This window comes from Streptomyces sp. WAC00040 (assembly GCF_056835925.1).
Genome location: NZ_JAKQZE010000001.1, coordinates 3,408,546 through 3,433,419, shown reverse-complemented (window position 1 = coordinate 3,433,419; position 24,874 = coordinate 3,408,546). Strand labels below are relative to the sequence as shown.

At 70.6% G+C, this 24,874-nt stretch carries 16 protein-coding genes; 3 read left to right on the top strand and 13 right to left on the bottom strand.

The genetic code is table 11. The annotated features are described in order from the left end of the window. Positions 1 to 143 precede the first annotated feature (143 nt). The 3 genes from MDN94_RS15905 to MDN94_RS15895 form a co-directional block, all read right to left on the bottom strand. Positions 144 to 359: an acyl-CoA carboxylase subunit epsilon gene (locus tag MDN94_RS15905; protein WP_482726449.1), complete on the bottom strand. Its 216-nt coding sequence runs from the start codon at positions 357 to 359 to the stop codon at positions 144 to 146. A gap of 26 nt (positions 360 to 385) precedes the next feature. After that, on the bottom strand, positions 386 to 1,969 hold the full coding sequence (locus MDN94_RS15900) for an acyl-CoA carboxylase subunit beta (protein ID WP_482726448.1): 1,584 nt from the start codon (positions 1,967 to 1,969) through the stop codon (positions 386 to 388). Positions 1,970 to 2,220: 251 nt separating this feature from the next. Further along, positions 2,221 to 6,060, bottom strand: coding sequence for an endo-alpha-N-acetylgalactosaminidase family protein (locus MDN94_RS15895; protein ID WP_482726447.1), 3,840 nt, complete (start codon positions 6,058 to 6,060; stop codon positions 2,221 to 2,223). Between the two features lie 232 nt (positions 6,061 to 6,292). On the opposite strand from MDN94_RS15895, the gene MDN94_RS15890 reads away from it, so the two are divergent. Beyond that, positions 6,293 to 7,504 carry a glycoside hydrolase family 64 protein gene (locus MDN94_RS15890; RefSeq protein WP_482727086.1) on the top strand — a complete coding sequence of 404 codons (1,212 nt, stop codon included), beginning with the start codon at positions 6,293 to 6,295 and terminating at the stop codon, positions 7,502 to 7,504. Between the two features lie 84 nt (positions 7,505 to 7,588). Here the strand turns inward: MDN94_RS15890 and MDN94_RS15885 are convergent, their stop codons facing one another. Continuing rightward, the gene (locus MDN94_RS15885; RefSeq protein WP_482726446.1) at positions 7,589 to 8,098 is read right to left on the bottom strand and encodes a hypothetical protein; all 510 of its coding nucleotides are present in this window, start codon (positions 8,096 to 8,098) and stop codon (positions 7,589 to 7,591) included. A gap of 264 nt (positions 8,099 to 8,362) precedes the next feature. Between MDN94_RS15885 and MDN94_RS15880 the strand changes: the two genes are divergently transcribed. Continuing rightward, on the top strand, positions 8,363 to 8,989 hold the full coding sequence (locus MDN94_RS15880; protein ID WP_482726445.1) for a YceI family protein: 627 nt from the start codon (positions 8,363 to 8,365) through the stop codon (positions 8,987 to 8,989). An 85-nt stretch (positions 8,990 to 9,074) separates the two neighbouring features. On the opposite strand, the gene MDN94_RS15875 is transcribed toward MDN94_RS15880, so the two are convergent. The 4 genes from MDN94_RS15875 to MDN94_RS15860 all read right to left on the bottom strand — a co-directional run bounded on the left by MDN94_RS15875 (position 9,075) and on the right by MDN94_RS15860 (position 16,186). Then, positions 9,075 to 10,271 carry a S8 family peptidase gene (locus tag MDN94_RS15875; protein ID WP_482726444.1) on the bottom strand — a complete coding sequence of 399 codons (1,197 nt, stop codon included), beginning with the start codon at positions 10,269 to 10,271 and terminating at the stop codon, positions 9,075 to 9,077. 144 nt (positions 10,272 to 10,415) lie between these two features. After that, a complete protein-coding gene (locus tag MDN94_RS15870; protein ID WP_482726443.1) occupies positions 10,416 to 11,792 on the bottom strand; it encodes a hypothetical protein in 1,377 nt (458 codons plus the stop codon). Positions 11,793 to 11,937: 145 nt separating this feature from the next. Beyond that, positions 11,938 to 15,024: a glycoside hydrolase family 3 N-terminal domain-containing protein gene (locus tag MDN94_RS15865; RefSeq protein WP_482726442.1), complete on the bottom strand. Its 3,087-nt coding sequence runs from the start codon at positions 15,022 to 15,024 to the stop codon at positions 11,938 to 11,940. Between the two features lie 181 nt (positions 15,025 to 15,205). Next, positions 15,206 to 16,186: a LacI family DNA-binding transcriptional regulator gene (locus tag MDN94_RS15860; protein ID WP_482726441.1), complete on the bottom strand. Its 981-nt coding sequence runs from the start codon at positions 16,184 to 16,186 to the stop codon at positions 15,206 to 15,208. Positions 16,187 to 16,476: 290 nt separating this feature from the next. Between MDN94_RS15860 and MDN94_RS15855 the strand changes: the two genes are divergently transcribed. Beyond that, positions 16,477 to 18,336 (top strand): ricin-type beta-trefoil lectin domain protein, encoded by a 1,860-nt coding sequence (locus tag MDN94_RS15855; RefSeq protein ID WP_482726440.1) that lies wholly within the window; start codon positions 16,477 to 16,479, stop codon positions 18,334 to 18,336. 48 nt (positions 18,337 to 18,384) lie between these two features. On the opposite strand, the gene cimA is transcribed toward MDN94_RS15855, so the two are convergent. The 5 genes from cimA to ureA all read right to left on the bottom strand — a co-directional run bounded on the left by cimA (position 18,385) and on the right by ureA (position 24,765). Further along, complete coding sequence (cimA, locus tag MDN94_RS15850) at positions 18,385 to 19,998, bottom strand: citramalate synthase (RefSeq protein ID WP_482726439.1); 1,614 nt, start codon at positions 19,996 to 19,998, stop codon at positions 18,385 to 18,387. A gap of 610 nt (positions 19,999 to 20,608) precedes the next feature. Continuing rightward, positions 20,609 to 21,163, bottom strand: coding sequence for a TetR/AcrR family transcriptional regulator (locus MDN94_RS15845; RefSeq protein WP_482727085.1), 555 nt, complete (start codon positions 21,161 to 21,163; stop codon positions 20,609 to 20,611). Positions 21,164 to 21,267: 104 nt separating this feature from the next. After that, positions 21,268 to 22,284, bottom strand: a complete 1,017-nt coding sequence (locus MDN94_RS15840; protein ID WP_482726438.1) for an agmatine deiminase family protein — start codon at positions 22,282 to 22,284, stop codon at positions 21,268 to 21,270. A gap of 115 nt (positions 22,285 to 22,399) precedes the next feature. After that, complete coding sequence (locus tag MDN94_RS15835; protein WP_482726437.1) at positions 22,400 to 24,082, bottom strand: urease subunit alpha; 1,683 nt, start codon at positions 24,080 to 24,082, stop codon at positions 22,400 to 22,402. Beyond that, the gene (gene ureA, locus MDN94_RS15830; RefSeq protein WP_482726436.1) at positions 24,082 to 24,765 is read right to left on the bottom strand and encodes an urease subunit gamma; all 684 of its coding nucleotides are present in this window, start codon (positions 24,763 to 24,765) and stop codon (positions 24,082 to 24,084) included. The genes MDN94_RS15835 and ureA overlap by 1 nt, the downstream gene beginning before the upstream one ends. Between the last annotated feature and the right edge of the window lie 109 nt (positions 24,766 to 24,874).

The following is a 24,874-nucleotide window of genomic DNA, read 5'->3' as shown; positions in this document are numbered from 1 at the left end:
CGCCTGCCGGCGGTCCACCTGGTGGTGGTCAGGAGAGTCGGCCCGGGGATGCTGCCGGCTGCGTGCAGGAGCAGGAGCACCGGCCGGTGGCATGCGTAAGGCCCCGCACACGGTCGTGTGCGGGGCCTTACGGGTCCAGGGGGTCAGCCCTGCCAGCTGTGGGACGGCTGGAAGCCGCGCTGGCGCTCCAGACGGCGCCATCCTGCCGTGGTGCGGCCGCGGTGGGCCGGGGCCGCGTCGGTGGGCTGCGCCGAGGCACGGGCCAGCAGGATCGCGGTGATGGCTGCCAGCTCCTCGGGGCCGGCGTGGCCCTTCTCGACGCGGAGGAGGGAGGACGTCGGATCGGTAGGAGTGCTCATGTGTGCTCCAGGGTCCAATCGCAGGGTCACTGCGGAGGGTTGCCGTGCTTGCGGGAGGGCAGGTCGGCGTGCTTGGTGCGGAGCATGGCGAGGGACCGGATGAGGATCTCGCGGGTCTCCGCCGGGTCGATGACGTCGTCGACCAGGCCGCGTTCGGCCGCGTAGTAGGGGTGCATCAGCTCGGCCTTGTACTCCTTGACCATGCGCGCCCGCATCGCCTCGGGGTCCTCGGCATCGGCGATCTGCCGACGGAAGATCACATTCGCCGCGCCCTCCGCGCCCATCACCGCGATCTCGTTGGTGGGCCAGGCGTAGGTGAGGTCCGCGCCGATGGACTGCGAGTCCATCACGATGTACGCACCGCCGTACGCCTTCCTGAGGATCAGGGAGATGCGGGGGACGGTGGCGTTGCAGTAGGCGTAGAGGAGTTTCGCGCCGTGGCGGATGATGCCGCCGTGCTCCTGGTCCACACCGGGCAGGAAGCCGGGCACGTCCAGCAGCGTGACGATGGGGATGTTGAACGCGTCGCACATCTGCACGAAGCGGGCGGCCTTCTCGGACGCCTCGATGTCCAGCACCCCGGCCAGCGACTGCGGCTGGTTCGCCACGATGCCGACCACCTGCCCGTCCAGCCGGGCCAGCGCGCAGATGATGTTGCGGGCCCAGCGCTCGTGGACCTCGAGGAAGTCGCCGTCGTCGACGAGTTCCTCGATCACCTGGTGCATGTCGTAGGGGCGGTTGCCGTCCGCCGGCACCAGATCCAGCAGGACCTCCGAGCGGCGGTCGGCCGGGTCGCCGCCGGCGGCGGCGGGCGGGTTCTCCCGGTTGTTCGACGGCAGCATCGACAGCAGGTAGCGGACCTCCGCGATGCACGTCTCCTCGTCGTCGTAGGCGAAGTGCGCCACACCCGAGGTCTCGGCGTGCACGTCCGCGCCGCCCAGACCGTTCTGGGTGATCTCCTCACCCGTGACCGCCTTGACCACGTCCGGCCCGGTGATGAACATCTGCGACGTCTCACGCACCATGAACACGAAATCGGTCAGCGCGGGACTGTAGGCCGCGCCGCCCGCGCACGGGCCCAGCATCACCGAGATCTGCGGGATCACCCCCGAGGCACGGGTGTTGCGCTGGAAGATCCCGCCGTAACCGGCAAGCGCCGACACGCCCTCCTGGATCCGGGCCCCCGCACCGTCGTTCAACGACACCAGCGGCGCACCCGCCGCGATCGCCATGTCCATGATCTTGTGGATCTTCGTGGCATGCGCCTCACCCAGCGCCCCGCCGAAGATCCGGAAATCATGCGCGTAGACGAACACCGTCCGGCCCTCGACCGTGCCCCAACCGGTGATCACACCATCGGTGTACGGCTTCTTCGCCTCCAGCCCGAAACCCGACGCACGGTGCCGGCGCAGCTGCTCCACCTCACGGAACGAGCCCTCGTCCAACAGCAGAGCGATCCGCTCACGGGCCGTCAGCTTGCCCTTCGCATGCTGCGCCTCGGTCGCCTTCCCACTCGGCCCCCCAAGCGCCTGCTCACGGATCTCGTGCAGCTCGGCCACCCGGCCACGTGCGTCGCTCGGTTCGCTGGTGGTCTCGTCCAAAACGGTCATGCATCGACCCTACGGATCCGAACAAGGAAACCCTGCCGTCGACTCTGCACAGTCTCGCGCCCGTTCTCCTGTCGGGCTTGAACAGAACCATTCCGCACCGAGCGCCAACCACCAGCTCAGGACGGTGCGGCTTTGTGGAGGTCCGACAAGCATGTGGGCTGAGAGTCGCCTCACAGCCAGGACGCGCGGACTACGCCGCTCGGGTTATCCGGTGGGCGGCCCAGCGTACCGGGCCGCCCACCGGAGGGTGCTCAGCTCCCGCAGCGGAAGCGGGCCGCACCCCAGTCGGCATGGTCGTTGCCGTTGCCGTCCCCTCCGTCGCCGGCGACCAGCTCGACGTAGTCGGCGCCGGTGATGTCCGCGGTCAGGGACCATGCCGCGTCGGCGGCCTTCAACACCGGGGAAGCGGTCTTCTCCGTGCCGTCCGCGACCACGCTGAACCGTACGGTCCCCCGTGACGTCTGGACATCGTCCACGCCCACCTGGGCGGTGAAGGTGGTGCACATCCCGCCGAGGTAGTAGCGGATCCTCGAGGGTGCGTGGCTTCCGAGCCCCTTCTCGAACACCACTCCCCCGATCCGCAGCGGGCCGCCGTCACCGGTGCCGGTCTCGCCGTTGGACAGGTCCCGCTCGACCGGACCCCAGCCGTTCGCGGCGGACGTCCAGTCCAGGTCGCTCGCCCATGCGTCGGCGGTGGGCGGCGGCGGAAGCGTCCGCACGGAGATGGCCGTGGTGAGCTCGCGGACCGAGCCGCCCACGGTGTACGTCGCCGTCGAGCCGAGGGAGTACACGCGGTACTCCGCGTCGGCGGGCGGCGTCACCTGCCAGCTGCCGGTGACGTTCGCGCCGGGCGCCACCGTCTCGAACGACACCGGCCCCGCGGGCTCCGCCGTCCAGCCCTCGGGCAGTCGGAGCTCCAGCCGCACCTCCGCGGCCGCGGTCTGCTCGTCGTTGGTGAAGACGGCATTGACCTCGTTCCTGTCGCCCGGTTCGAGGGCATCCCCGGCGGTCACGCCGAGGGTGCCGCACGCGGTGGGCCGCGCCGCCGGGCCGAGGTCGGTGACCGCGAAGGCATCCATGACGAAGTCGGCGCCGTCCGGCGCGTCCGCACGCTTGCGCAGCCCGGTCCAGGTGTCGCCGCAGCCCGCGGTCACCGTCTCGGAGAAGTGGCCGGTGGTCCGCTGCTCCCCGACGGGCGTACGGCGTCGCTCGACGGAGCCTCCGGCGGCCCTGTCGTAGCCGGTCACCCACTCGTAGGCACCGGCGCGACTGGACTGGTAGTCGTACTCGACCCGGTAGCTGTGGCCGTCCTTCATGGGCACGGTCCAGGGGGCGGTGCGGTACACGAGTCCCGTGTTCTCGTCGTGGGCCTTGAGGGACTCCTTGCCGCCGAGCACGTCGTCGATCAGTTTTCCGTTCCAGCCGGCCTGGGTGTACGGCGCGTGCAGCTGGCTCACATGGGTGCGCGGGTCGGTCGCGCCGCCCGCGTCGCCCTTGAGGAACGGCCCCCAGCCCTGGTCGACGGCCTCGAAGTCCTCGTACACGAGCGCGCCCTGCTTGGTCGTGGGAGCGTTGGCGACGATCCGTACGTCGTCGGTCCGGACCCGCGCCGCGCTGCCTGCCGCGGCCTCGATCTTCAGGGTCACCGCCTCGTCGGGTGCGTTGAAGTTGACCTTGGCGCGCTGGAAGTGGGTGCCGTGCCAGTCGGACGCGGCGACCTGGTCCTTGGCCGTGGAGCGTTCGACGGTGACGGAGCTGTCGCCGGCGGACAGTGTCGTACGGCGGGAGCTGCCGGGCTCGACCTCGATCCACGCGGACGCGGTGTACCGCTCGCCAGCCTTCAGTCCGGTGATCCGCTGGGACAGGGACGCGGCGCCGGGCCCTTCGAGTGCGGCGCTGTTGCGGCCGTGGCCGTCGGTGTGACGGGTGACGCCGCCGTCCTTGGTCCACGCCTCGAGCGAGGCGTCGTTGAAACCGGGGTCGGCGACCGGGCCGCCCTCGCCCCAGCGGGCGTCGCGCCGTTCGGGGGCGCGCTCGGGGTAGAGCACGTACGGCTGTCCCGCGGTGGCGCTGAGGCTGATCCGGCCGCCTTCGGGATGTACGGTGCCGGTCTTCACCCGGCCGTTGTCGGTGAGCTTGTAGACGGTGTACGGGCCGTTGCCGTCCACGGCCCAACTGCTGGTGCCGCCTCTCTTGTTGTAGTGGTACAACTTCTCGCCGCCGGCCCAGGGGAGCAGATAGCGGTCGCCGTCGAGGACCTTGAGGCCGTCGTCGTGGAAGGTGCGGCGGCCGTCCTCCACGGTGCCGCGCAGACCGCCGGTGAAGCGGATGTCGTTGCCGTTCCAGCGGGTGATCCGCTCGTGCTGGAGGTATTTGGCGGGCAGGTCCCGCTGCCAGATGTTGTCGTAGAAGGCGTTCCAGTCGGTCTCGCCGGTCCAGCCCTCGAAGTCCTCGAGGGCGGTCTGGCCGAGGACCGGGTGGTCGTTCCAGACGTCCTTCTCGCCGTTGCGGATGAAGCGGATGATCTGCGAGTTCAGGCCCTTGTTGGTGGCTCCGCCGTAGTCGAGGTCGTTGGCCCAGTGCGACCAGAGCGAGGCCCGCTCGAACTTGTCCGCCCATTCCGTGCCGACGGTCCACCCCTGGCGCTGCACGGCCTGGATCGTCTTGTCGGCGATCCAGCCGTGCGTGTAGTAGACGTCGATGTAGAGGAAGTCCAGGTTGCGGTGCGTCTCGTCGCGCAGCTGCTGGAAACGGCGGGCGAGGTCACCGCTGTTGATGTCGCGGCGCTGGTCGATGTAGTAGCTCTGGTTGAGCCAGTTCCAGCCGGGCTTCGTCCTGTCGACGAGCTTCTCGTCGAAGGCGTTCGCCTCCGGGTAGGACTCGGTGGCGTTGACGTGCACGCCGAAGTCCGCACCCCACTTCTCGCCCTGCTCGAGCAGCTTGTTGAGGTCGGTGAGGCCGCCGGCGCGCTTGTTGTAGTTGCCGCCGTAGTCCGGGTGGGCGGAGTCGTGGCCCTCTGAGCCGTATCCCTTGAGCACCGCCAGCTGGCCGAGGCCGTCGGTGGCGAGCGAGATGCGCTTGACGTCGTCGAGGGTGCGCAGGAAGGGGTGGGTGGCCTGGCTGGCGAAGTTGAACGGGATGTGCGTGACGACCCGCTCGGGCGTGGCGTCGCTGCCGGGCGCGGTGATGCCGATGGTACGGAACGCCACCGCGCCGTCCTGCCAGTCGACCTTCCGGTCGCCGTTGGCGTCCGGGGTGACGACGACCTTCGCCCAGGGCAGGCTGTCGCCGCTCTCGGGCTCCGGCGCGCCCGCCCCGCGGTAGGTCCACTGACCGGACCAGACGCCGACGCGCACGGTACCGTCGGCCGCCATGCGGGCCTGGTGCCGGAAGCGGGCGTCGTCCCCGCCGGTAGGCCCGCCGGGACTGTCGTATGAGGAGTTGGATTCGACGGCGGCGGCGAGGGTTGTGGTGTTGACGATCGCGTAGGAGGCCCCGACGGCGGCCGTCTCCGCCGGGGTGCCGGCGGTGACGTCCGCGAAAACGTCGGCGGTCCGGGTCGAGTCGGGGTCGAGGCGGGTGAACGCCGTGGCCGCCCCGGGCTCCGTACTGCCGACGGACACGAGGTCGTGGCCGGGTATGTCGATGGTGCCCACTCGGAAGGCCTCGGTGTCGCGTACGGCGGTGACCTTGAAGGTCACCACCCGGCCGGAGACGTGCAGGACGGCGTCCATCTCCACGCCGGGCAGTGCGGGGAAGACGAGCGCATAGCGCGCGGCGGAGCGCTCGACGCGAGGTGCGCCGGCGGGACGGACCGCGTACGGCTTGCCGTTGAGGGTGACCTCGGTGACCGGAGCCGTGCTGCCGAGCAGCACGGCTCCGGACGCACGGTCGGTGTACGACAGGACGCGGGGGAAGTCGTCGGCGACGGTGACAAAGAGCGCGCCGGAGCTGATGACGGGCCCGGCACCGGCGGCTGTCACGGCGCCGGGCCCGTCGGCAGGTGACGCCGGGAACGCGGGCCCGGCCAGGGCGAACACGGCACAGGAGGCGGCGGCCAGCACGCCGGCCGCACGGAATCTACGAGGCATGGGGCATGGGTAGTCCCCGGCTCTGCGGGCGTCAACGAAGTCGGGGGCCGGGGCTCCCGGCAGTCCAACAACGTCCGCTGTTCAGTCCAAGTCCCCTACGGCGGTGACGACTTGTGAAGACGCTGACACTCTGAGAGCGCTCTCAGTCACAACTCTTGACGTCCGCCCCACCCGTCGCAAGAGTGGGACTCCCCCCACAACAGCAGGAGTTCATCCCGTGATATCCCGCCGTATGTTTCTGACAGGTGCCGCCGCGACAGCGACCGCACTCACCTACCCCGCCTGGGGAAGCGCTCTCAGCCCCGGTGCGGGAGCCGCGCCCGCCATCTGCGAACTGGCCCTCGAGAACAAGTCGCTGCCGGGCACGGTCAACGCCTATGTGACCGGCCACGAGGACGGCTCCGGGGACTGGGTGCTGCTCCGCGCCGACGGCAGCGTCCACAAGCCGGCCGATCCGCCGGCGCCTCGGACCCCGCTGCCGGTCGACTGCGCCATCCCCCTCAAGGGCGCGGGCGAGGGACCGGTCGTCCTCACCCTCCCCCGGATGTTCGGCGCGCGCGTCTACTTCGTCCGCGACGACAAGCTGGACTTCTTCGTCAACCCCGGCCCGTCGCTGGTCGAGCCGGCCTTCGCCACCCCCGCCGACCCCAACTACGGACGCACCTGGTCGTTCTGCGAGTTCACCTTCAACTCGCAGCAGCTGTACGCGAACATCAGCTATGTCGACCTGGTCACCGCGCTGCCGATCGGCCTCACCCTGGCCGGCGACGCGACCCACGCCGTCGCCCCGCTGCCCCAAGGCGCCCTGGAGGAGATCGCGGACGACCTCGCGGCACAGGCCGGCCGCGACGGACAGCCCTGGGACAGGCTGGTCATCCGTTCGGACTCCGGCACGGTGCTGCGGGTGATCTCACCGCAGACGATCATGGCTCCGTACTTCGACCGTCCGGCCGAGATGCCGTTCCGGGACGTCTTCGACGGGTACATCGACAAGGTCTGGGAGAAGTACCGCTCGCAGGACCTGCGGGTGGACCTGCAGGGCGGCCGCGGCGTGCTCGCCGGGCGGGTCAGCGGCGACGTGCTGACCTTCGAGGGCGGCCATACCTTCACCAAGCCGTCGTCGCGGGACGTCTTCACCTGCAACCACGGGCCGTTCGCCAACAACCCCGCCGATCCCGACGACAAGAAGGCACTGCTGGCCCGGATCTCCGCCGCGTTCAACCGCAGCACCCTGCTGACCCATCCCGATCAGCCGAACGGGGCGACCTCGGCCGACTACTACCGCGACCCGACCACGAACCACTGGTCGCGTATCGTCCACGCCAACTCGCCGATCGGGTACGCCTTCCCGTACGACGACGTCCGCCCGGACGGCCGGCCGGACGTCTCCGGTGCGGCGCACGACGGAAATCCGAAGCGCTTCACGGTGAGCGTCGGGGCCTGATCGCACGTATCACCCGGTAGCACGTGCGGGCGTCCCGTCCGGGGGGCCGGACGCCCGCACGGCTTTTTCCATGGACCGGCCGGATCAGCAGCCGCCGCAGTTGTAGTACGTCACGTCCCAGTGGTTGCCCTCGTCGGCGTAGATGTTCCCGGAACCGGACCGCCACTGGGGCGCGCCGTCCCCGCGTACGCCGATGTACGTGAAGTTGTTCTTGATGTAGCTCCCGATGCACGTGTACTTCGAGTAGTCCAGCTTGTAGCCGTTCCAGTGCGAGTAGGTGCCACCGGCGTGGCCGGTCTCGGTGCCTCCCGTGATGTTGAGCGCACAGCCGCTGGCGCTCTTGAGCGTCTGGGCCCCCTTCGCGGTGGCGAGGTTGAGCTGCTCGAAGGACGTACAGGTCGGGTTGTTCCGGTCGGAGCAGCCGCCGGACGAGGACCATGTGATCCCGGACGAGCGGAACATCGAGGTCGCCGTCGCATGGCTGATCTTGGTGACGGCGTGCGCGTCGGTCGCGGTGGTGAGGACGCCGAAGCCGGGCGCGAAGAGCGCGCCCGTGACGAGCGCGAGCGTGCTGAGGACGGAGCGGATTTTCATGGCGGGGGATCCCTCCTGCTGATGACCGTGTCTGGACCGTGCTTCCGGTGGGACGGCAGTGCAGGTGGAGCAGTGAGATCGTGCCCGAGTTCTACGCGCGTCCGCCAGAGGGCATCGGCATCTTCCGCGCGAACCTTCGGGCGAATCCCGCAACACCTCCCCGAGAGATGTTGAAAGTTGTACGGAATAGGTCTACAGTCGAAGTCGTTGAAGCTTAAACAACAGCGCAGGGAGCTCCCCGGCGCCCGTCCCCAAGGAGCAGACATGGGCCTCTTCAACCGCAAGAACAGTGACACCGCCGTCGCCACCGCCACCGCCACCGCGCAGGTGGACCCCGCCCTGGCGGCACTGAGCGGCGAGTACACCATCGACCCCGCGCACACCAGCATCGGCTTCACCGTCCGGCACGCCATGGTCACCAACGTCCGCGGGAGCTTCGGCGAGTACGAGGGCAAGCTGGTCCTCGACGGCACCGAGCCCGCCCGCTCGACCGCCGCCATCGACGTGGCCATCGCCTCCATCGACACGGGCATCGCCGACCGCGACGGCCACCTGCGCAGCGGTGACTTCTTCGACGCCGAGACGTTCCCGAAGATGACGTTCCGTTCGACCGGCGCCGAGCAGCTCGGCGGCGACAAGTACCGGATCAGCGGCGACCTCACGATCAAGGACGTGACGCGTCCCATCGCCATCGACCTCGAGTTCCAGGGCTCGGCCACCGACGTCTACGGCAACGAGCGGGTCGGCTTCGAGGGCGGCACCGAGATCCTGCGCTCCGACTGGGGGCTGACCTGGAACGCCGCGCTGGAGACCGGCGGCGTGATGGTCAGCGACAAGGTCAAGCTGACCTTCGACATCTCCGCGATCAAGGCCGCCGCTCCGGCCGCCTGATCGCACCGCACGCACCGCCACGGCGGGGCCGGGACCTCCCGGCCCCGCCGGCGCGCGTCCGCAAAGTCTCTCTGCCGGGGTGATGTCAGAGGCCGCCGGTATTGAGCAGACGGTTCGGAGAGCCGGGGCTGATCCCGGTGATCACGTCCTTGCTGGACTTCTCGACGATCCAGTCGGCGACCTCGGCCGCCGTCGCGGCCGGATACTTCGACTTGTAGAGGGCGGCCACCCCCGCGACGTGCGGGGAAGCCATGGAGGTGCCGTTCATGTCGACACTGCCCCCACCGAGCTTGGCCGAGACGATCGAGGCGCCGGGGGCGTAGACCGACAGGCACGACCCGAAGTTGGAGAAGTCGGTCTCCTGGTCGGAGGCGTTGGTCGCCCCGACCGCCAGCACGCGTTCCGCGGAAGCGGGAGAGACGTTGCAGGCGTTCTCCGTCTCGTTGCCCGCAGCGACGACCGGCAGGACCCCGCCGGCCGCGAGCGCGTCCGCCGCGTCGTTGACGGCTGTGGATTTTCCGCCGCTCAGGGAGGCGTTCAGCACGGCCGGCTGCTCGGCGTTCGCCGCGACCCAGTCCATGCCGGCGATGACCCCCGACAGCGTGCCGCCACCCTCGCAGTCCAGCACCCGGACGCTCACCAGCGACGCCTTGCGCGCCACACCGTACGACGAGCCGCCCACGGTGCCCGCGACATGCGTGCCGTGGCCCTGGCAGTCCTGCCCGCGCCGCCCGTCACCGACGGCGTCGTACCCGAAGACGGCCCGGCCGCCGAATTCGGCGTGCCCGTAGTCGATGCCGGTATCGAGGATGTAAGCGTTGACGCCCTGGCCGCCGCCGGCCGCCGTGAACGCGTCGTCCAGAGGCAGTTCACGCTGGTCGATGCGGTCGAGCCCCCATGACGCGGCGGGCGCCGACGAGGACGCGGGCGGAGTGCTCGCGGTGACGGTGGCGTCCTCCTCGACGGCCACGACGCCAGGCATCAGTCGGATCTGCTTCAGCTGATCGGCAGTGAGGTCGGCGGTGAATCCGCGCAGCGCGGTCCCGTAGGTGAACAGCGCCTCGACGCCGACCTCCCCCGTCATCACGTTGGAGTCCGCGGTCCGGGCGAGGGTCACGATGTAGCGCCCCGGCAAGGCGTTCGCCGAGCGGTGCAGCGGCGCCATTTCGGGGGCGGGTGCGGAGCGGGCGGCCGTGGGAAGCGGGCCGGCTGCCGCGAGGACAGAGGTGACGGCGAGGGCGGAGAGGGCGGAAAGGGCTCTGAGCCTGGTTCGGTTGCGCATACACCCGAGCCAAGCACGGTGCGTAACGCTTTCCTACGTTCGGTAACCGTTCCGAATCGAGCCCCCACGGTTGCCGTACATCGGCCCGCGACTTTCGGGCATGCCCGTCCGGCGCGGTGTTCCGCACCGGACGGGAGCCGGGACCTAGAAGCCTCCGCCGCCGAAGTCCCCGCCGCCGAAGCCGCCGCCACCCCAGTCACCGCCGCCACCGAAGTCGCCGCCGCCACCGAAGTCGGACGAGTCGAAGTCGCCACCGGAGTAGTCACCGCCGCCGTATTCGCCGCCGGTGAACTCGCCTCCGCCGTAGTCGGCCGCGTAGGCGGGGGTGGCGAGCATATGGCCGAGCATCGTGCCCATCAGCAGGCCGGGCAGGATGCCGCCGCCGAAGTAGCCGCCCGCCCAGGGACCGTAAGCGGGCCCGGCCTCCCAGTAGGGGCGGCGCCCGGCGCCGGTGTCGACGGTGCGCGCCAGCGGGTCCTGGCCTTCCTCGACGCGGGCCGCGTCGGCCGCGCAGACCGGGACGTCACGCGCGGCGCCGCCCGCCGGCGCCCAGGAGATGTCCTTGACCGACAGACCGTGGCGCGGGTCGAAGAAGCAGGGTGCCCGGCGTTCGGGGAGGGGACGCCCCTCGCGGCGCGCGGCCAGTACGGCGAGCGCGAACCGGCCGTCGTCCAGGGCCTCTGTGACCCCGCGGACGTCCCCGGGGTGCTGCGCGGCGGCCATGCGGGACTTCGCGGTGTCGTACGAGTCGAGGGCCTGCTCGTAGTCGGCGCGCATGGCGTCGTCCGCGCCCTTCTCCGAGGGGTGGAAGTCCAGCCGGTCGAGTTCCTCGCCGAACGCGGTGATGTCCTCGTCGACGACGACGCGGAGGCGTTCGAGGGCGGCCCGCTCCTCCTCCGCCTTCCGGCGGCGCTTGTTGCGGACCATCGCGTAGGCACCGGCACCGCCCGCGGCCGCGACCGCGCCGAGCACGACCAGACCGCCGGCGCCGACGCCGTCCTCCTCACCCGATCCGGGGTCCCAGGAGGCGGGAGCGGTGCCGTCGACCTGAGGCAGGGCCTGGTCGACGAACTTGTCCAGCTGGACCACGGCGTCGACGGGCGCACCGCTCTTCACCGAGGCGGTCAGATTCTCGACGGCCCGGTTCGGCATCACGACGGAGTCGGCGCCGGCGTCGAAGCCGTCGCCGAGCCGGACGGCGTACAGGCCGGTGATACCGGTCTCGGTCCGCAGATTGCGCAGCAGATCGTCCGGCGGGAATTCGGCGGTGGCGGGCAGTACGGCCACGAAGACCGGCTTGTCGGCTTCCTCGATCCGGTCGGCCAGCGAGGCGGCCTCGGTCCGGGAGACCTGGCCCGTCATGGCCGGGTGGACGTACACCGGCCCCTCTCTCAGGGCCGCGGCGGCGTCGGACAGCCCCGAAGCCCTGACGGCGGCGCCGGACGCAGGAGCCAGGATCATGAGCAGCATCATTGTCAGCCCCGCGAGGGCCGACACAAGAGTGAACGGCCGTGTCCTCATACCCTCGACGCTACCCGAAACTGGCATAAATAGGACATACGTCTGGAGTGCGGGCGAAACAGCCGGGGGCGAAATGCTCGCCGGACCCTCGACGGATACTCGACGGCGGCACCCGCCCTGCCGGGTGCCGCCGTCGAGCGTGTGATCAGCCGGCCCGGTAGGCGGCGGTGAGCTTGGCGACCGCACCCGCCGGATCGCCGGTGAGCAGCAGGTGGTCCGCCTCCGCGAACGGCTTCGCCGAAGCCTCGGTGATCTTCCCGCCCATCTTCTGCTGGACGATCAGACGTGCCGTGCCGACCAGTTCCCTGGCCTGCTCCGACCTGCCCCGGCCGGTCGCATGGAGGACCTTCGCGGCCACGGAGACGGCCTTGAGCGTCAGCTCACCGCCGCCCGGAGTCCTGCGCGTGCTCAGGCCCCAGCCGTAGGGGAACTGCGGGTCGTACGCGGCGTCGCCGACGTTGATCGGCAGCTGCGCCTCGGACTTCGGCCAGGTGACCGGGAGCTGCCCGGTGAACGGACGGGTCCCGTACAGGACGTCCGCGACGCCGTCGCCCTCGGTGCCGGGCAGCCAGGACGCGACGAGCGCGTCGATGCCGTCCAGCCGGTCACCGATCAGCTGCGGCCGGCCGGAGACGACCAGGACGGCGCACTTCATCGCGGCGCAGACCTTGTCCACCGCGGCCTTGTCTGCGGCGGTCAGCTCCAGGTCGTGGCCGTTGCCGACATCGCCGATGCCTTCTGCGTACGGGGTCTCTCCGACCACGACCACGCCGACGTCGTAGCCGTCGGTGGCTGCGGAGGCGTCCTTGGAGTAGTTGATGGTGGCGTCGGGGGCGGCCCGCTTCATGCCTTCGAGGATCGTGGTGCCGGTGGTGATCCCGCCGGAGGAGCCCTGCCAGCTGATGGTCCAGCCGCCGGCCTGGTTGCCGAGGTCGTCGGCGTTGGAGCCGGCGACGTACACCTTCTGCGACTTCTTCAGCGGCAGGACGGCGCCGTCGTTCTTCAGCAGCACCTGCGACTTGGCGACGGCTTCGCGGGCCACCGCGCGGTGCGCCGCGGAGCCGACCTCGTCCAGGTTCCCGGTGTCCGCGTACGGCTTCTCGAAGAGGCCGAGCTTGAACTTCTGGGTCAGGATCCGGGAGACGGCGTCGTCGACACGGGCCTCGCTGATCCGCCCGGCCGTCACCTCGTCCTTCAAGGTCCGCGTGAACTCCTGGTAGTTGGTCGGGACCATGATCATGTCGAGGCCGGCGTTGACGGAGGTACGCACGTCGCTCGGGTAGTCGCCGGGGATCTGGTCGATGGCCTGCCAGTCGCTGATGACGAACCCGTCGAAGCCCATCCGGTCCTTGAGGACCCCGTTGATCATCTCGGCGTGGGCGTGCATCTTCACGGGCCCGGCGTCGTCGCCGATGATGTCCAGCGACGAGTACGAGGGCATGACCGTGCCCGCGCCGCGCTTGACGGCCTCCGCGAACGGCGCGAGATGCACCGCCTCCAGTTCCTCACGGGTGACCTTGGTGACGCCCTGGTCGATCGTGTAGGAGCCGGTGGACGACGAGCCGAACTCGGTGCCGCCGTCGCCGACGAAGTGCTTGGCGCTGGTGAGGACCTTGTCGCTACGGTCCAGGTCCTTGCCGTTACGGGCGCCCTGCATGCCCTGGATCACCGTCTCCATGGCGGTCACCAGGGCCGGGTCCTCACCGAACGCCTCGTAGGAACGCCCCCAGCGCTCGTCGCGTGTCACGCACAAGCACGGAGCGAAGTCCCACGGGATGCCCGTGGCGCGCACCTCCTTGGCGGTGACCGCGCCGGTCCGCTCGGCGATCTCGGGGTCGCGGCCGGCTCCGATGCCGATGTTGTGCGGCATGATCGTCGAGCCGATCACGTTGTTGTGCCCGTGGACGGCGTCCACGCCGTAGATCAGCGGGATCTGGTACCGGGTGGCCTGTGCCCGCAGCTGGTAGGTGTCGACCATCTTGGCCCACGCCTCCGGCGTGTTCGGCGTCGGCACAGAACCACCGCCGGAGAGCAGCGAGCCGAGATCGTAGGAGGCGATGTCGCCCTGCGACTTGAGGGCGTTGCGCTCGGCCTGCGTCATCTGGCCGGCCTTCTCCGCGAGGGACATGCGCGAGAGCAGGTCGGCGACACGCTTCTTCACCGGCAGCTCGGCGTTCTGGTACGGCAGGCCGTGGGCGTTCACGACGACCTGGGGCGTCTCGGCCGGCGCCTTCGCGCCCGCGACGGTCAGCCGCAGCGGCACGGTTTCCGCGGACTCGGCCGTCCCGTCCTTGCTCGTTCGCACGGCGACCGTACGGGACTCCCCGGAAGCGGTGCCCGCCGGGAAGGTGACGGAGCCGGTGACCGGTTCGTAGTCCGCGCCGGCCTCCGCGCTGCCGCCGCCTGCGGTGTACTCGACGGTGACCGGCTCGTCGGTCGGGACGGAGCCGGTGGTGGCGACGGAGACCTTCACCTGGGCGGTGCCGCCCTCGTCGACCGGGTACACGGCGGCGTCGGTGACGATCTTGGCCTTCAGGGCCGGGTCCGCCTTCCCGTACAGCTCCATGCCGTCGACGGCGAAGGAGCCGGGGGCACCGGTGGGGAGGGTGAGCGCCCAGCCCCACATCTCGTTCAGGCCGAGGACCTGGTCGATACCTCCGACGGGCTGGTAGTCGGCGCGGTAGACGAAGTCGGCGAACGGGATCTCGACGAGGTGCCAGCCCTCCCAGTCGTCGGTGAACGAGGTGGTCCACAGTTCGGACGCGCCGCCGTGCGCGCCGCCGTCCTTGATCTCGAAGTTGATGCGCTTGCCCGAACCGGGCGGCAGGGGCGCGGTGTTCTGGCCGTACCACCAGAAGCGGATGCCCTTGGACGCCGTCCAGTCGCGGGGCGCCCGGCCGACGGCGTACTCGTGGCTGAGACCGCCCCAGCCGCTGATGTCGTAGGAGCCTTCGAGGACCTTGCTGCCCTCGGGTGCGTCGGCCCGCTCCTTGAATTCCAGCCTGGGCCGGTCGTCGGCGTCGCTGCCCCAGGTGAAGATGCCCTCCGCGGGCGGGGTGGCGAACGGCACCTCGCCCTCGAAGCGGTCGACGGGGACGGGCGCGGGCTCGTCGGCGGCGGCGCTGGGCAGAGCTCCGGCGATCAGCGACCCGAGCACGGCGGTGGCTGCGAGGAGGGCCGTACCGGCCCGGCGGGGTCCGGGACGTGGTCGTGGCCGGCGTGATCCTGGCATTGCGGCTCCTTCGGTGCGACATGGTTGTGACGCGGATTCGGAAGGGTGTGGCAAGAGGCGGCCGGTGTACGGGACGGCCGGGCCCCGGTGGTGCACCGTCCGGCACGGCGGACCGGTCGAAGAGGGCTGTGGAGGGGCATACGGCGTCGCCGCCCGCGGGCGCGGACGGCGGAGGGGAGGGTCAGCCGTCGGGCGCGGAACCCCGGACGACGAGCTCGGTGGGCAGCACGACCGGCTCGTCCGGGATCGTCTCGCCGCCGAGCCGCGCGAGCAGCAGCCGCGCCGCGGTCTCGCCCATCTCCCGCATCGGCTGGCGCACGGTGGTCAGTGGGGGCGCGGTGTGCCGGGCCATGGGGATGTCGTCGAAGCCGACGACTGCGATGTCGTCGGGCACGCCGCGGCCGTCGTCCCGCAGGGCGCGCAGCACCCCAGCGGCGATGAGGTCGTTGTGCGCGAAGACCGAGTCGAAGGGCGTCCCGTCGCCGAGCGCCCGCTCGACGGCCCGTCGGCCGGACGCCTCCGTGAACTCCCCCTCGACGACGAGAGCATGGGGCAGGATCTCCAGGAAGCCGTCCGTCCGGTCGCGTACACAGCCGAAGCCCGCCGGACCGGTGGCCACGAGGGGCCGGGTGCGTCCGGCCGCGAGCAGATGCCGGGCGGCCGAGGCTCCGCCTTCCCGGTTGGTGGTGGCCACGGACGGGAACTCGGGGTGGTGCCCGCGGTCGTCGATGAGGACGACGGGGAGTCCGCGGCGGTGCATCGCGGTGATGGTGTCGAGGGTGTTCTCCGGTTCGATGACGAGCAGTCCGTCGAACGCCCTGGCCGACACCTGGCTGGTGAAGTGGTCGACAGACTCCGCGCCCCGGTTGCAGGTGAACAGCAGCAGGCCGTAGCCGGCCGCCTCGACGGTGTCCACGACGCCTTGGAGCACCTCGCCCATCCAGGGCCAGGTGAGCGGCGGCGTCAGCATGGCGATGGTACGGCTGCGGCCGCGGGCCAGACCGACGGCGCCCGAGCTGGGGACGTAGCCGAGCGCACCGATCACTTCACGAACGCGGGCGGCCGTGGCGGCGTCGACATCGGCCCTGGTGTTCAGCACCCGGGAGACGGTGGTCTTGCTGACACCCGCCTCACGTGCGACGTCGGCGATGGTGACACGCATCGAAGGGCCTCCGCGTCGAGCCTCTGGTACCGGTACCGGAACCGGTTCCGGCGTGGTGCGCAGAGTCAACCGCCAGGCGGTCATGCCGTCAATACTTCACACCGAAATCCACTGAAGCCCCAGTCCGGTGCAAGTGTGGGGAGTTCTGTGTTCAGGACCTGAATGCGCGAAGTCTTGACGGGTGCCCCGTGCGGGAGTTCACTCACGTCCCGTCCCCCACATCTGGGCGAGAGGTCATGCTCATGACGAGACTGCCGGCAAGACGATCAGGACGACCGGCACGACGACCGATGAGAAGCGTCCGCATCCTGTTGGCCACAGCGCTCGCCACAGCTGGCCTCACCGGCCTCACGGCCGGCAGCGCCCAGGCGGCGGGTGAACAGGTGAACGTCTGGCTCACCACGACGGACGACAGCGGCGGCCGCCATGTCTCCCGCGGACTTCAGCAGCAGGCACCGATCCACTTCCAGTCGGGCACGGGCGGTGGCGGCACCAGCATCACCGTCGACGAGAACACCCGGTACCAGACGTTCACCGGCGGCGGCGCGTCCTTCACCGACACCGCGGCCTGGCTGATGAAAGGCTCCGGCGCTCTGTCGCAGGCGACACGTGACGCCACGATGCGCAAACTGTTCTCGCCCACCGACGGCATCGGCCTGTCGTTCGTCCGCAACCCGATGGGCGGCTCCGACCTGGCGCGCTTCGGCTACACGTACAACGACCTGCCGGCCGGGCAGACCGACCCGTCCCTGTCGAGGTTCTCGATCGCGCACGATCTCCAGGACGTGCTCCCCCTGACGAAACAGGCCGAGCAGCTCAACCCCTCGCTGACCCTGGTGGCTTCGCCGTGGACCGCCCCGGCGTGGATGAAGGACAGCGGGCAGCTTGGCGGCGGCTGGCTGAAGGCCGAGAACTACGGCACGTACGCCGATTACTTCGTGAAGTACCTCCAGGCCTGGCGGGACCAGGGGGTCCCGGTCGACTACGTCACCGCACAGAACGAGCCGACGTGCTGCGGCGGATACCCCTCGATGAGCTGGAACGCCTCGGGACTCGCGTACTTCACCAGGAGCGAGCTGCTGCCGGGGCTCGCGAACGCGGGCCTGCCCACCAAGGTGCTGGCGCACGACTGGAACTGGGACACCTACGACGCGTACGCGGCGCAGACCGTGAACGACGCGGCGGTGCGCAGCCACCCGAACTTCGGCGGCGTGGCCTGGCACGGCTACGGCGGCAACGTCGCGAAGCAGACGGACGTCCACAACCAGTACCCGCAGCTGGACGCCTTCCAGACCGAGCATTCCGGCGGCACCTGGATCGCGAACCAGCAGCGCGAGGACATGATGAACATCATCGACTACACCCGTAACTGGGCGAAGTCGGTGACCAAGTGGTCCCTCGCGGTCGACCAGAACCGCGGCCCGCACAACGGCGGCTGCGGCACCTGCGACGGCCTGATCACCGTCCACAACGGCGACTCACGGCACGGCCAGGTGGACTACACGATCGAGTACTACACGATGGGCCACCTCACCAAGTTCGTGAAGCCCGGTGCCCACCGGATCGCGTCGACCGGCAGCTCGGCCGTCCCCAACGTGGCCTGGCGCAACCCCGACGGCTCCAAGGCCCTCATCGCCTACAACGACTCGTCGTCGGCGCGGACGATGACCGTCGACTGGGGAGGCCGGCGGTTCACGTACTCGCTGCCGGGCAGGACGTCCGCGACCTTCACCTGGTCGGGGACGCAGTGGGGGGGCTCGGAGTGGTCCGGCGCCCTGGTGGGCCTCGGCGGCAAGTGCCTCGACGTGGCGGGCGGTTCCTCCGCCGACGGCACGCCCGTCCAGTTGTGGGACTGCAACGGCTCCGCCGCGCAGCGCTGGACGATCCGCTCCGACGGTTTTGTGCAGGCGCTCGGCAAGTGCCTGGACGTGACAGCGGGCTCGACGACGGACGGCGCGAAGGTGCAGATCCACACGTGCAACGGCTCGGGCGCCCAGCAATGGCGCCACGAAGCGGGCAGCGGGGACCTGGTGAACGTCCCCGCGGACAAGTGCCTCGACGCGTCGGACAACTCCTCGGCGAACGGGACCCGGTCACAGATCTGGTCGTGCACGGGGGCCGCGAACCAGAAGTGGCGGCTTCAGGCCTGAGCACAAAGCGAAGGGGGCGACCCGGTCACCCGGGCCGCCCCTCGCGCACTACTCCGTCGGCTCGACGCCTGCGCGCAGCAGACCGTAGGTGTACGCATCCTCCAGCGCCTGCCAGGACGCGGCGATGATGTTGTCCGCGACGCCGACCGTGGCCCATTCGCCGTTGCCGTCGCCGGTGGTGATCAGCACCCGGGTCGTCGAGCCGGTGCCGTGGCGGCCCTCGAGGATACGGACCTTGTAGTCGACCAGCTCCAGCTTCGCGAGCTGCGGGTAGATCCGCTCCAGGCCCACCCGCATCGCGCGGTCGAGCGCGTTGACCGGTCCGTTGCCCTCCGCGGTGGCGACGATGCGCTCGCCCTTGGCCCACACCTTCACCGTGGCCTCGTTGGCGTGCGTACCGTCCGGGCGGTCCTCCACGATCGCCCGCCAGGACTCGGTGCGGTAGTAGCGCCGGGCCCTGCCCTCCGCCTCCGCGCGCAGCAGCAGCTCGAACGAGGCGTCGGCGGCCTCGTAGGTGTAGCCCTGGAGCTCGCGCTCCTTGACGCGCTCGACGACGCGGCCGACCAGCTCACGGTCGCCACCGAGATCGATGCCGAGCTCCTTGCCCTTGAGCTCGATCGAGGCGCGGCCGGCCATGTCGGACACGAGCATCCGCATGGTGTTGCCGACCAGTTCCGGGTCGATGTGCTGGTACAGGTCGGGATCGACCTTGATCGCGGAGGCGTGCAGGCCGGCCTTGTGGGCGAAGGCGGAGACACCCACGTACGGCTGGTGGGTGGAAGGCGTGAGGTTGACAACCTCGGCGATGGCGTGCGAGACGCGGGTCATGTCCGCGAGCGCGCCGTCCGGGAGGACGCGCTTGCCGTACTTGAGCTCCAGCGCGGCGACGACCGGGAACAGGTTGGCGTTGCCCACCCGCTCGCCGTAGCCGTTGGCGGTGCACTGGACGTGCGTGGCGCCGGCGTCGACCGCGGCCAGGGTGTTGGCAACGGCGCAGCCGGTGTCGTCCTGGGCGTGGATGCCGAGGCGTGCCCCGGTGTCGGCGAGGACGGTGGAGACCACGGCCTGGACCTGGGCCGGGAGCATGCCGCCGTTGGTGTCGCAGAGGATCACCACGTCGGCGCCGGCCGCATGCGCGGTCCGGACGACGTTCTTGGCGTACTCCGGATTCGCGCGGTATCCGTCGAAGAAGTGCTCACAGTCGACGAACACCCGCCGGCCCTGTTCGCGCAGGTAGGAGACGGTGTCGCGGACCATCTCCAGGTTCTCCTCGAGGGTCGTGCGCAGCGCGAGCTCGACATGGCGGTCGTGGGACTTGGCCACCAGCGTGACCACGGGGGCGCCGGACTCGAGCAGCGCCCTGACCTGCGGGTCCTCGGCCGCCTTGCCGCCCGCGCGGCGGGTGGCGCCGAAGGCGACGAGCTGGGCGTGGCGGAAGGTGATCTCCTTCTGCGCGCGGGCGAAGAACTCCGTGTCGCGGGGGTTCGCGCCCGGCCAGCCGCCCTCGATGAAGCCCACGCCGAAGTCGTCCAGGTGCCGGGCGATGGTCAGCTTGTCCGCGACCGTGAGGTTGATGCCCTCACGCTGGGCGCCGTCGCGCAGCGTCGTGTCGAAGACATGGAAACTGTCGTCGACCTGCGTGTCCTGGCCGTTGGTGGTCATGCCGTCCTGACTCCTGTCGGATGAGTGGCTCCGGAATGTCTGGCTCCACTTGCCCCCATCATCGCGCGCGGCTCGCATTCGGCCGTGGGTGAGGCCGTAAAACGAAAAAACCCCTCGCGGGTGCGAGAGGTCTGCGCGCGGGTCTGGGGCACGGTGCCGCCTGCCGCGGGATTGCTGTCCACGGGTCAGCGGTCACTGCGGACCGGCGCGCTGCTGCCGATAATCATGGCGAACGAGAGCACGGAGGAAGTCTGCCACAGGTGGGCCGCGGGCTGGACGGGAGTCTCACGATGCGGTCACCCTGGCGGGGCGGGGCCGCTGGGCGGGTGTCCCCTACCCGCCCCTTTCCGAAACCGGGGGGCTCCTCCCCCTGCGCCTGGCGGCGTGGGGCCCCACCGGACCCCCGCGCCCCAGACGCCGGCGAGGCTGGTTCCCGGGCGACTTCAGCCCGCCCATGGGCACCTCCCAAGGCCGCCAGGCCGTAGGGGAGCTTGAGGGCACGGGCGGAGCGCGGAACGGGGTCCGGACCTGCCCGCCACGCGGCGGAGCCGCACATCGGTACAGCGGAAAGGGCCGGGTCGGGGAACAAGGCCGCGGGCCGGCCGCGCGGTCAGTGGAGCAGGGACTCCCGCACGAACTCCCCCACGTGCGCCAGCACCTGCTCGCGGCCCGTGCCCGGTATGCCCACGGCGACATGCACGCTGAAGCCGTCCAGCAGTGCGCGCAGGCGGGCCGCGAAGCGGTCGGGGTCGACCGGGCGGAACTCGCCGCGGGAGACACCCTCCGCCAAGAGCGCCACGAGGTCCCGGTGCCAGGCGCCCTCGATCGCCGCCTGGCGGCCGTGCATGTCGGCGTCCGCGTTCTGCGAGCGGTTCCAGACCTCGAGCCACAACGTCCAGTGCGGGTCGCGCGGCCCGTCGGGTACGTAGAGGTCGACGTACGCCTCGAGCCGCTCACGGGCCGGCGCCTGCCGGGACAGCAGCGCGCCGCGTTCCGCGCCGAGGCGGCCCTCGCTCCACTCCAGCGTCTGCAGGAGCAGCTCGTCCTTGGTGCGGAAGTAGTAGAGGAGGTGCCCACTGCTCATTCCGACCTGCCGGCCGAGCCCGGCCATGGTCAGCCCGTCGAGGCCGCGCTCCGCGATGGTGGCCATGGCGGCGGCGAGCAGCTGCTCGCGCGGTGGGGCGGACTGGTTCCGGCGGCGGGGGCCGGCAGGGCTGGTGCTGGTCACCTGTACGTTCTACCCGATCCTGTGCCGTCGGCGGCCCGGAGTCAGACCCGCGGCTGCTGCTGGGTGATGCAGTGGATGCCGCCGCCGCCCGCGAAGATCGCCCTCGCGTCCACCAGCGTCACCGTCCGCTCGGGGAAGAGCCGGCGGAAGATGCCCGCCGCGATCTCGTCGCGCGGGTCGTCGAAGGCGCAGAGCACCAGGCCCCCGTTGCACAGGTAGTGGTTGATGTACGAGTAGTCGACCCACTCGCCGTCCTCGTCGCGGAGCTGCGTCGGGGCGGGGACCTCGACGACCTCCAGACGGCGCCCCTTGGCGTCGGTCTGGGCGGAGAGCAGCGCGACGTTCGCCTTGCACAGCTCGTGGTCGGGGTGGGAAGGGTCGGGCTGGGTGTGGACCACGACGACGCCGGGGCGGGCGAAGGCGGCGACGATGTCGACGTGCCCGCGCGTGCCGTACGTGCCGTAGTCGCCGCTCAGGCCGCGCGGCAGCCAGATGGCCTTTGTCGTGCCGAGCCGGGCGTGGATCTCCACCTCGACCTCGGCGCGGCTCCAGCCAGGATTCCGCTCGGGGCCGAGCTGCACGGTGTCGGTGAGCAGGACTGTGCCTTCGCCGTCGACGTGGATCGCGCCGCCCTCGTTGACCAGCGGTGAGGGGTGTACGGGGACGCCCGCGATGTCCGCGACATGGCGGGCGATCTTGGCGTCGTACTCCCAGCGCGCCCATTCGGCCGCGCCCCAGCCGTTGAACACCCAGTCGACGGCAGCCAGTTCGGACCCGTCGGTGACGAAGGTCGGGCCGATGTCGCGCATCCAGGCGTCGTCCAGGTCCCGTTCGACGATCTCGATGTCCGCACCGAGGAGTGCCCGGGCCGATGCCGCCTGCCCCGTCCCGGCGACCACGGTCACCGGCTCGAAGCGTCGTACGGCCCGGGCCACGGACGCCCACGCCGCGCGGGCTTCCGCGAGTTCCGCCTCGTCGGTGAAGGTCGGGTTGGGGCCGGGCCAGGCCATCCAGGTGCGCTCGTGCGGGGCCCATTCGGCCGGCATGCGGAAGGTCACGGCAAGTCCTAAGGCGTCGTTGGCTTGAAGGAAGGGCTTGAAGGAAGGGCTTGAAAGAAGGGCTCGAGGGAGTGCTCGAGGACGGGGCTTGAGAGGCGGGGTGGGAGCGGAGGGCTCAGAGGAAGTAGAGGCGGTTCAGCGAGACGGACTCGGCCGGACCGGAACGCAGCGGATCGCCGTCGAGGGTCACCAGTCCGCTGTCTCGGTCCACCGAGACGTCGCCCAGCCTGGAGTTGAGCAGCAGGTCACCCGGACCGATGCCGCGGGTACCGCGCACGGCGACGCGGCGCCGGCGGGTGGGCATCAGATCGGAGCCGAGGTCCACGGCCGCCCGGGCGACGAACGCCACCGAGATGTCGGCCGGTGTCGCTCCGTAGGCGCCGAACTGCGGTCCCAGCACCAGGGGTTCGCAGGTGTCCGTCGCCGCGTTCGGGTCGCCGACGACGCCGTACGCGGGGAACCCCGACTTCAGAACCAGTTGGGGCTTGGCTCCGAAGAACTCGGGCCGCCACAGCACGATGTCGGCCATCTTGCCGGGCTCGATGGAGCCGATCTCGTGGGCGAGTCCGTGCGCGAGGGCGGGATTGATCGTCAGCTTGGCCATGTAGCGCAGGACGCGTGCGTTGTCGTCGTGCGCGCCGTCGCCGTCGAGGGGCCCTCGTTCGGCCTTCATCTTGCCGGCCATGGCGAAGGTGCGGCGTACGGTCTCCCCCGCGCGCCCCATGCCCTGCGCGTCCGACGAGGTGATGCCGATCGCCCCGAGGTCGTGCAGGACGTCCTCCGCGCCCATCGTCCCGGCGCGGATCCGGTCGCGGGCCATCGCCGCGTCGCCCGGCAGGTCGGTCTTGAGGTCGTGGACGGAGACGATCATGCCGTAGTGCTCGGCGACGGCGTCCCGACCGAAGGGCAGGGTCGGGTTGGTGGACGAGCCGATGACGTTCGGCACGCCCGCCATCTTGAGCACGTTCGGTACGTGCCCTCCGCCGCAGCCCTCGATGTGGAAGGCGTGGATCGTCCGTCCGTCGAGCACCCGCAGGGTGTCCTCGACGGACAGGCACTCGTTCAGGCCGTCGCTGTGCAGGGCGACCTGCACATCGTGCTCCTCGGCGACCCGCAGCGCCGTGTCGAGGGCGCGGGTGTGGGCGCCCATGTCCTCGTGGACCTTGAAACCGGACGCGCCGCCCTCGGCGAGCGCCTCGACGAGCGGCGCCGGGTCGGAGGACGAACCACGGGCGAGGAAGCCGATGTTGACGGGCCAGGCGTCGAAGGCGTTGAAGGCGTGCCGCAGCGCCCAGGGCGAGTTGACGCCGACGCCCCACACGGGGCCGAACTCCTGGCCGATGACAGTGGTGACGCCGGAGGCGAGGGAGGCCTCCATGATGCGGGGCGACAGCAGGTGGACGTGGGTGTCGACGGCGCCGGCGGTGGCGATCAGCCCCTCACCGGAGACGATCGAGGTCCCCGTGCCGACGACGACGTCGACAGAGTCGAGGGTGTCCGGGTTCCCGGCCCGGCCGATGGCGTGGATGCGGCCCTCGCGGATGCCGATGGAGACCTTGCGGATGCCCAGCACGGCGTCGATCACCAGGACGTTGCTGATGACGACGTCGCACGTCTCCCGGACGGCGGCGGCCTTGAGGTGCAGTCCGTCGCGTGCCGTCTTGCCGAAACCGGCCAGGAACTCGTCCCCGGGCTTCTGCGCGTCGGACTCGACCCGTACGACGAGGCCGGAGTCGCCGAGGACGACCCGGTCCCCGGCGCGGGGTCCGTGCACGGATGCGTACTCGTACGGGTCCATCAGTTCTCCTCCGCTCCGAGGTAGCCGCAGGCCGCCGCCCTGCGCAGGGCTTCTTCCTTCGCACCGGGTGCGTCCAGCGGTCCGTCGACCAGGCCGGCGAACCCGATCGCGATCCGGTCGCCGCCGATGGGCAGCAGCCCCACCTCCACGTCACCGCCCGCGTCGAAGCGGACCGACGAGCCCGCGGGGACGGCGAGCCGCATGCCGTAGGCCGCGGCCCGGTCGAAGCGCAGACGCGGGTTGGCCTCGAAGAAGTGGAAGTGCGAGGTGACGCTGACGGGGACGGTGGCGGTGTTGCGCACGGTCAGCCGCACGGCGGGCGGCGTCTCGTCGTGCGGCGGCGCGGGCAGCAGCGCTCCAGGGGCGTTCTCGCCCTGCCCGCCGCCGATCGGGTCGCAGACGACGGCGAGGCGGGACCCGTCGTCGAAGACCGCCTCCACATGGACCTCCCCCACCACGTCGGCGACGCCGGGAAGAACGTCGTCGGGGCCGAGGACCGAGCGGGCGGCCTCGATGGCCTCCGCAAGCCGGCGACCGTCCCGTGCCGCCTCGCAGACCGTGTCCGCTATGAGCGCGGTGGCCTCCGGGACGTTCAGCCGTAGACCACGGGCCCTGCGTGCCCGCGCCAGCTCGGCGGCGCCGAAGAGCAGCAGCCGGTCGCGCTCGGTCGGGGTCAGTCGCATGTCACCACACCTCCATCTTTGAGTGCCACTCTAACAATCACGCTCGACGAAGGAAACCGTTGACTTGATACAAGGGATGCCTCACATTGAGCAGCAGTCAATTAGAGCG

Bases quoted from the DNA above. Each gene is read 5' to 3' on its own strand.
- MDN94_RS15880 (WP_482726445.1), top strand. From the start codon at position 8,363: ATGGGCCTCTTCAACCGCAAGAACAGTGACACCGCCGTCGCCACCGCC.
- MDN94_RS15865 (WP_482726442.1), bottom strand. From the start codon at position 15,024: ATGCCAGGATCACGCCGGCCACGACCACGTCCCGGACCCCGCCGGGCC.
- MDN94_RS15885 (WP_482726446.1), bottom strand. From the start codon at position 8,098: ATGAAAATCCGCTCCGTCCTCAGCACGCTCGCGCTCGTCACGGGCGCG.
- MDN94_RS15895 (WP_482726447.1), bottom strand. From the start codon at position 6,060: ATGCCTCGTAGATTCCGTGCGGCCGGCGTGCTGGCCGCCGCCTCCTGT.
- MDN94_RS15890 (WP_482727086.1), top strand. From the start codon at position 6,293: ATGTTTCTGACAGGTGCCGCCGCGACAGCGACCGCACTCACCTACCCC.
- MDN94_RS15905 (WP_482726449.1), bottom strand. From the start codon at position 359: ATGAGCACTCCTACCGATCCGACGTCCTCCCTCCTCCGCGTCGAGAAG.
- MDN94_RS15855 (WP_482726440.1), top strand. From the start codon at position 16,477: ATGAGAAGCGTCCGCATCCTGTTGGCCACAGCGCTCGCCACAGCTGGC.
- cimA (WP_482726439.1), bottom strand. From the start codon at position 19,998: ATGACCACCAACGGCCAGGACACGCAGGTCGACGACAGTTTCCATGTC.
- MDN94_RS15875 (WP_482726444.1), bottom strand. From the start codon at position 10,271: ATGCGCAACCGAACCAGGCTCAGAGCCCTTTCCGCCCTCTCCGCCCTC.
- ureA (WP_482726436.1), bottom strand. From the start codon at position 24,765: ATGCGACTGACCCCGACCGAGCGCGACCGGCTGCTGCTCTTCGGCGCC.
- MDN94_RS15870 (WP_482726443.1), bottom strand. From the start codon at position 11,792: ATGAGGACACGGCCGTTCACTCTTGTGTCGGCCCTCGCGGGGCTGACA.
- MDN94_RS15860 (WP_482726441.1), bottom strand. From the start codon at position 16,186: ATGCGTGTCACCATCGCCGACGTCGCACGTGAGGCGGGTGTCAGCAAG.
- MDN94_RS15835 (WP_482726437.1), bottom strand. From the start codon at position 24,082: ATGGACCCGTACGAGTACGCATCCGTGCACGGACCCCGCGCCGGGGAC.
- MDN94_RS15900 (WP_482726448.1), bottom strand. From the start codon at position 1,969: ATGACCGTTTTGGACGAGACCACCAGCGAACCGAGCGACGCACGTGGC.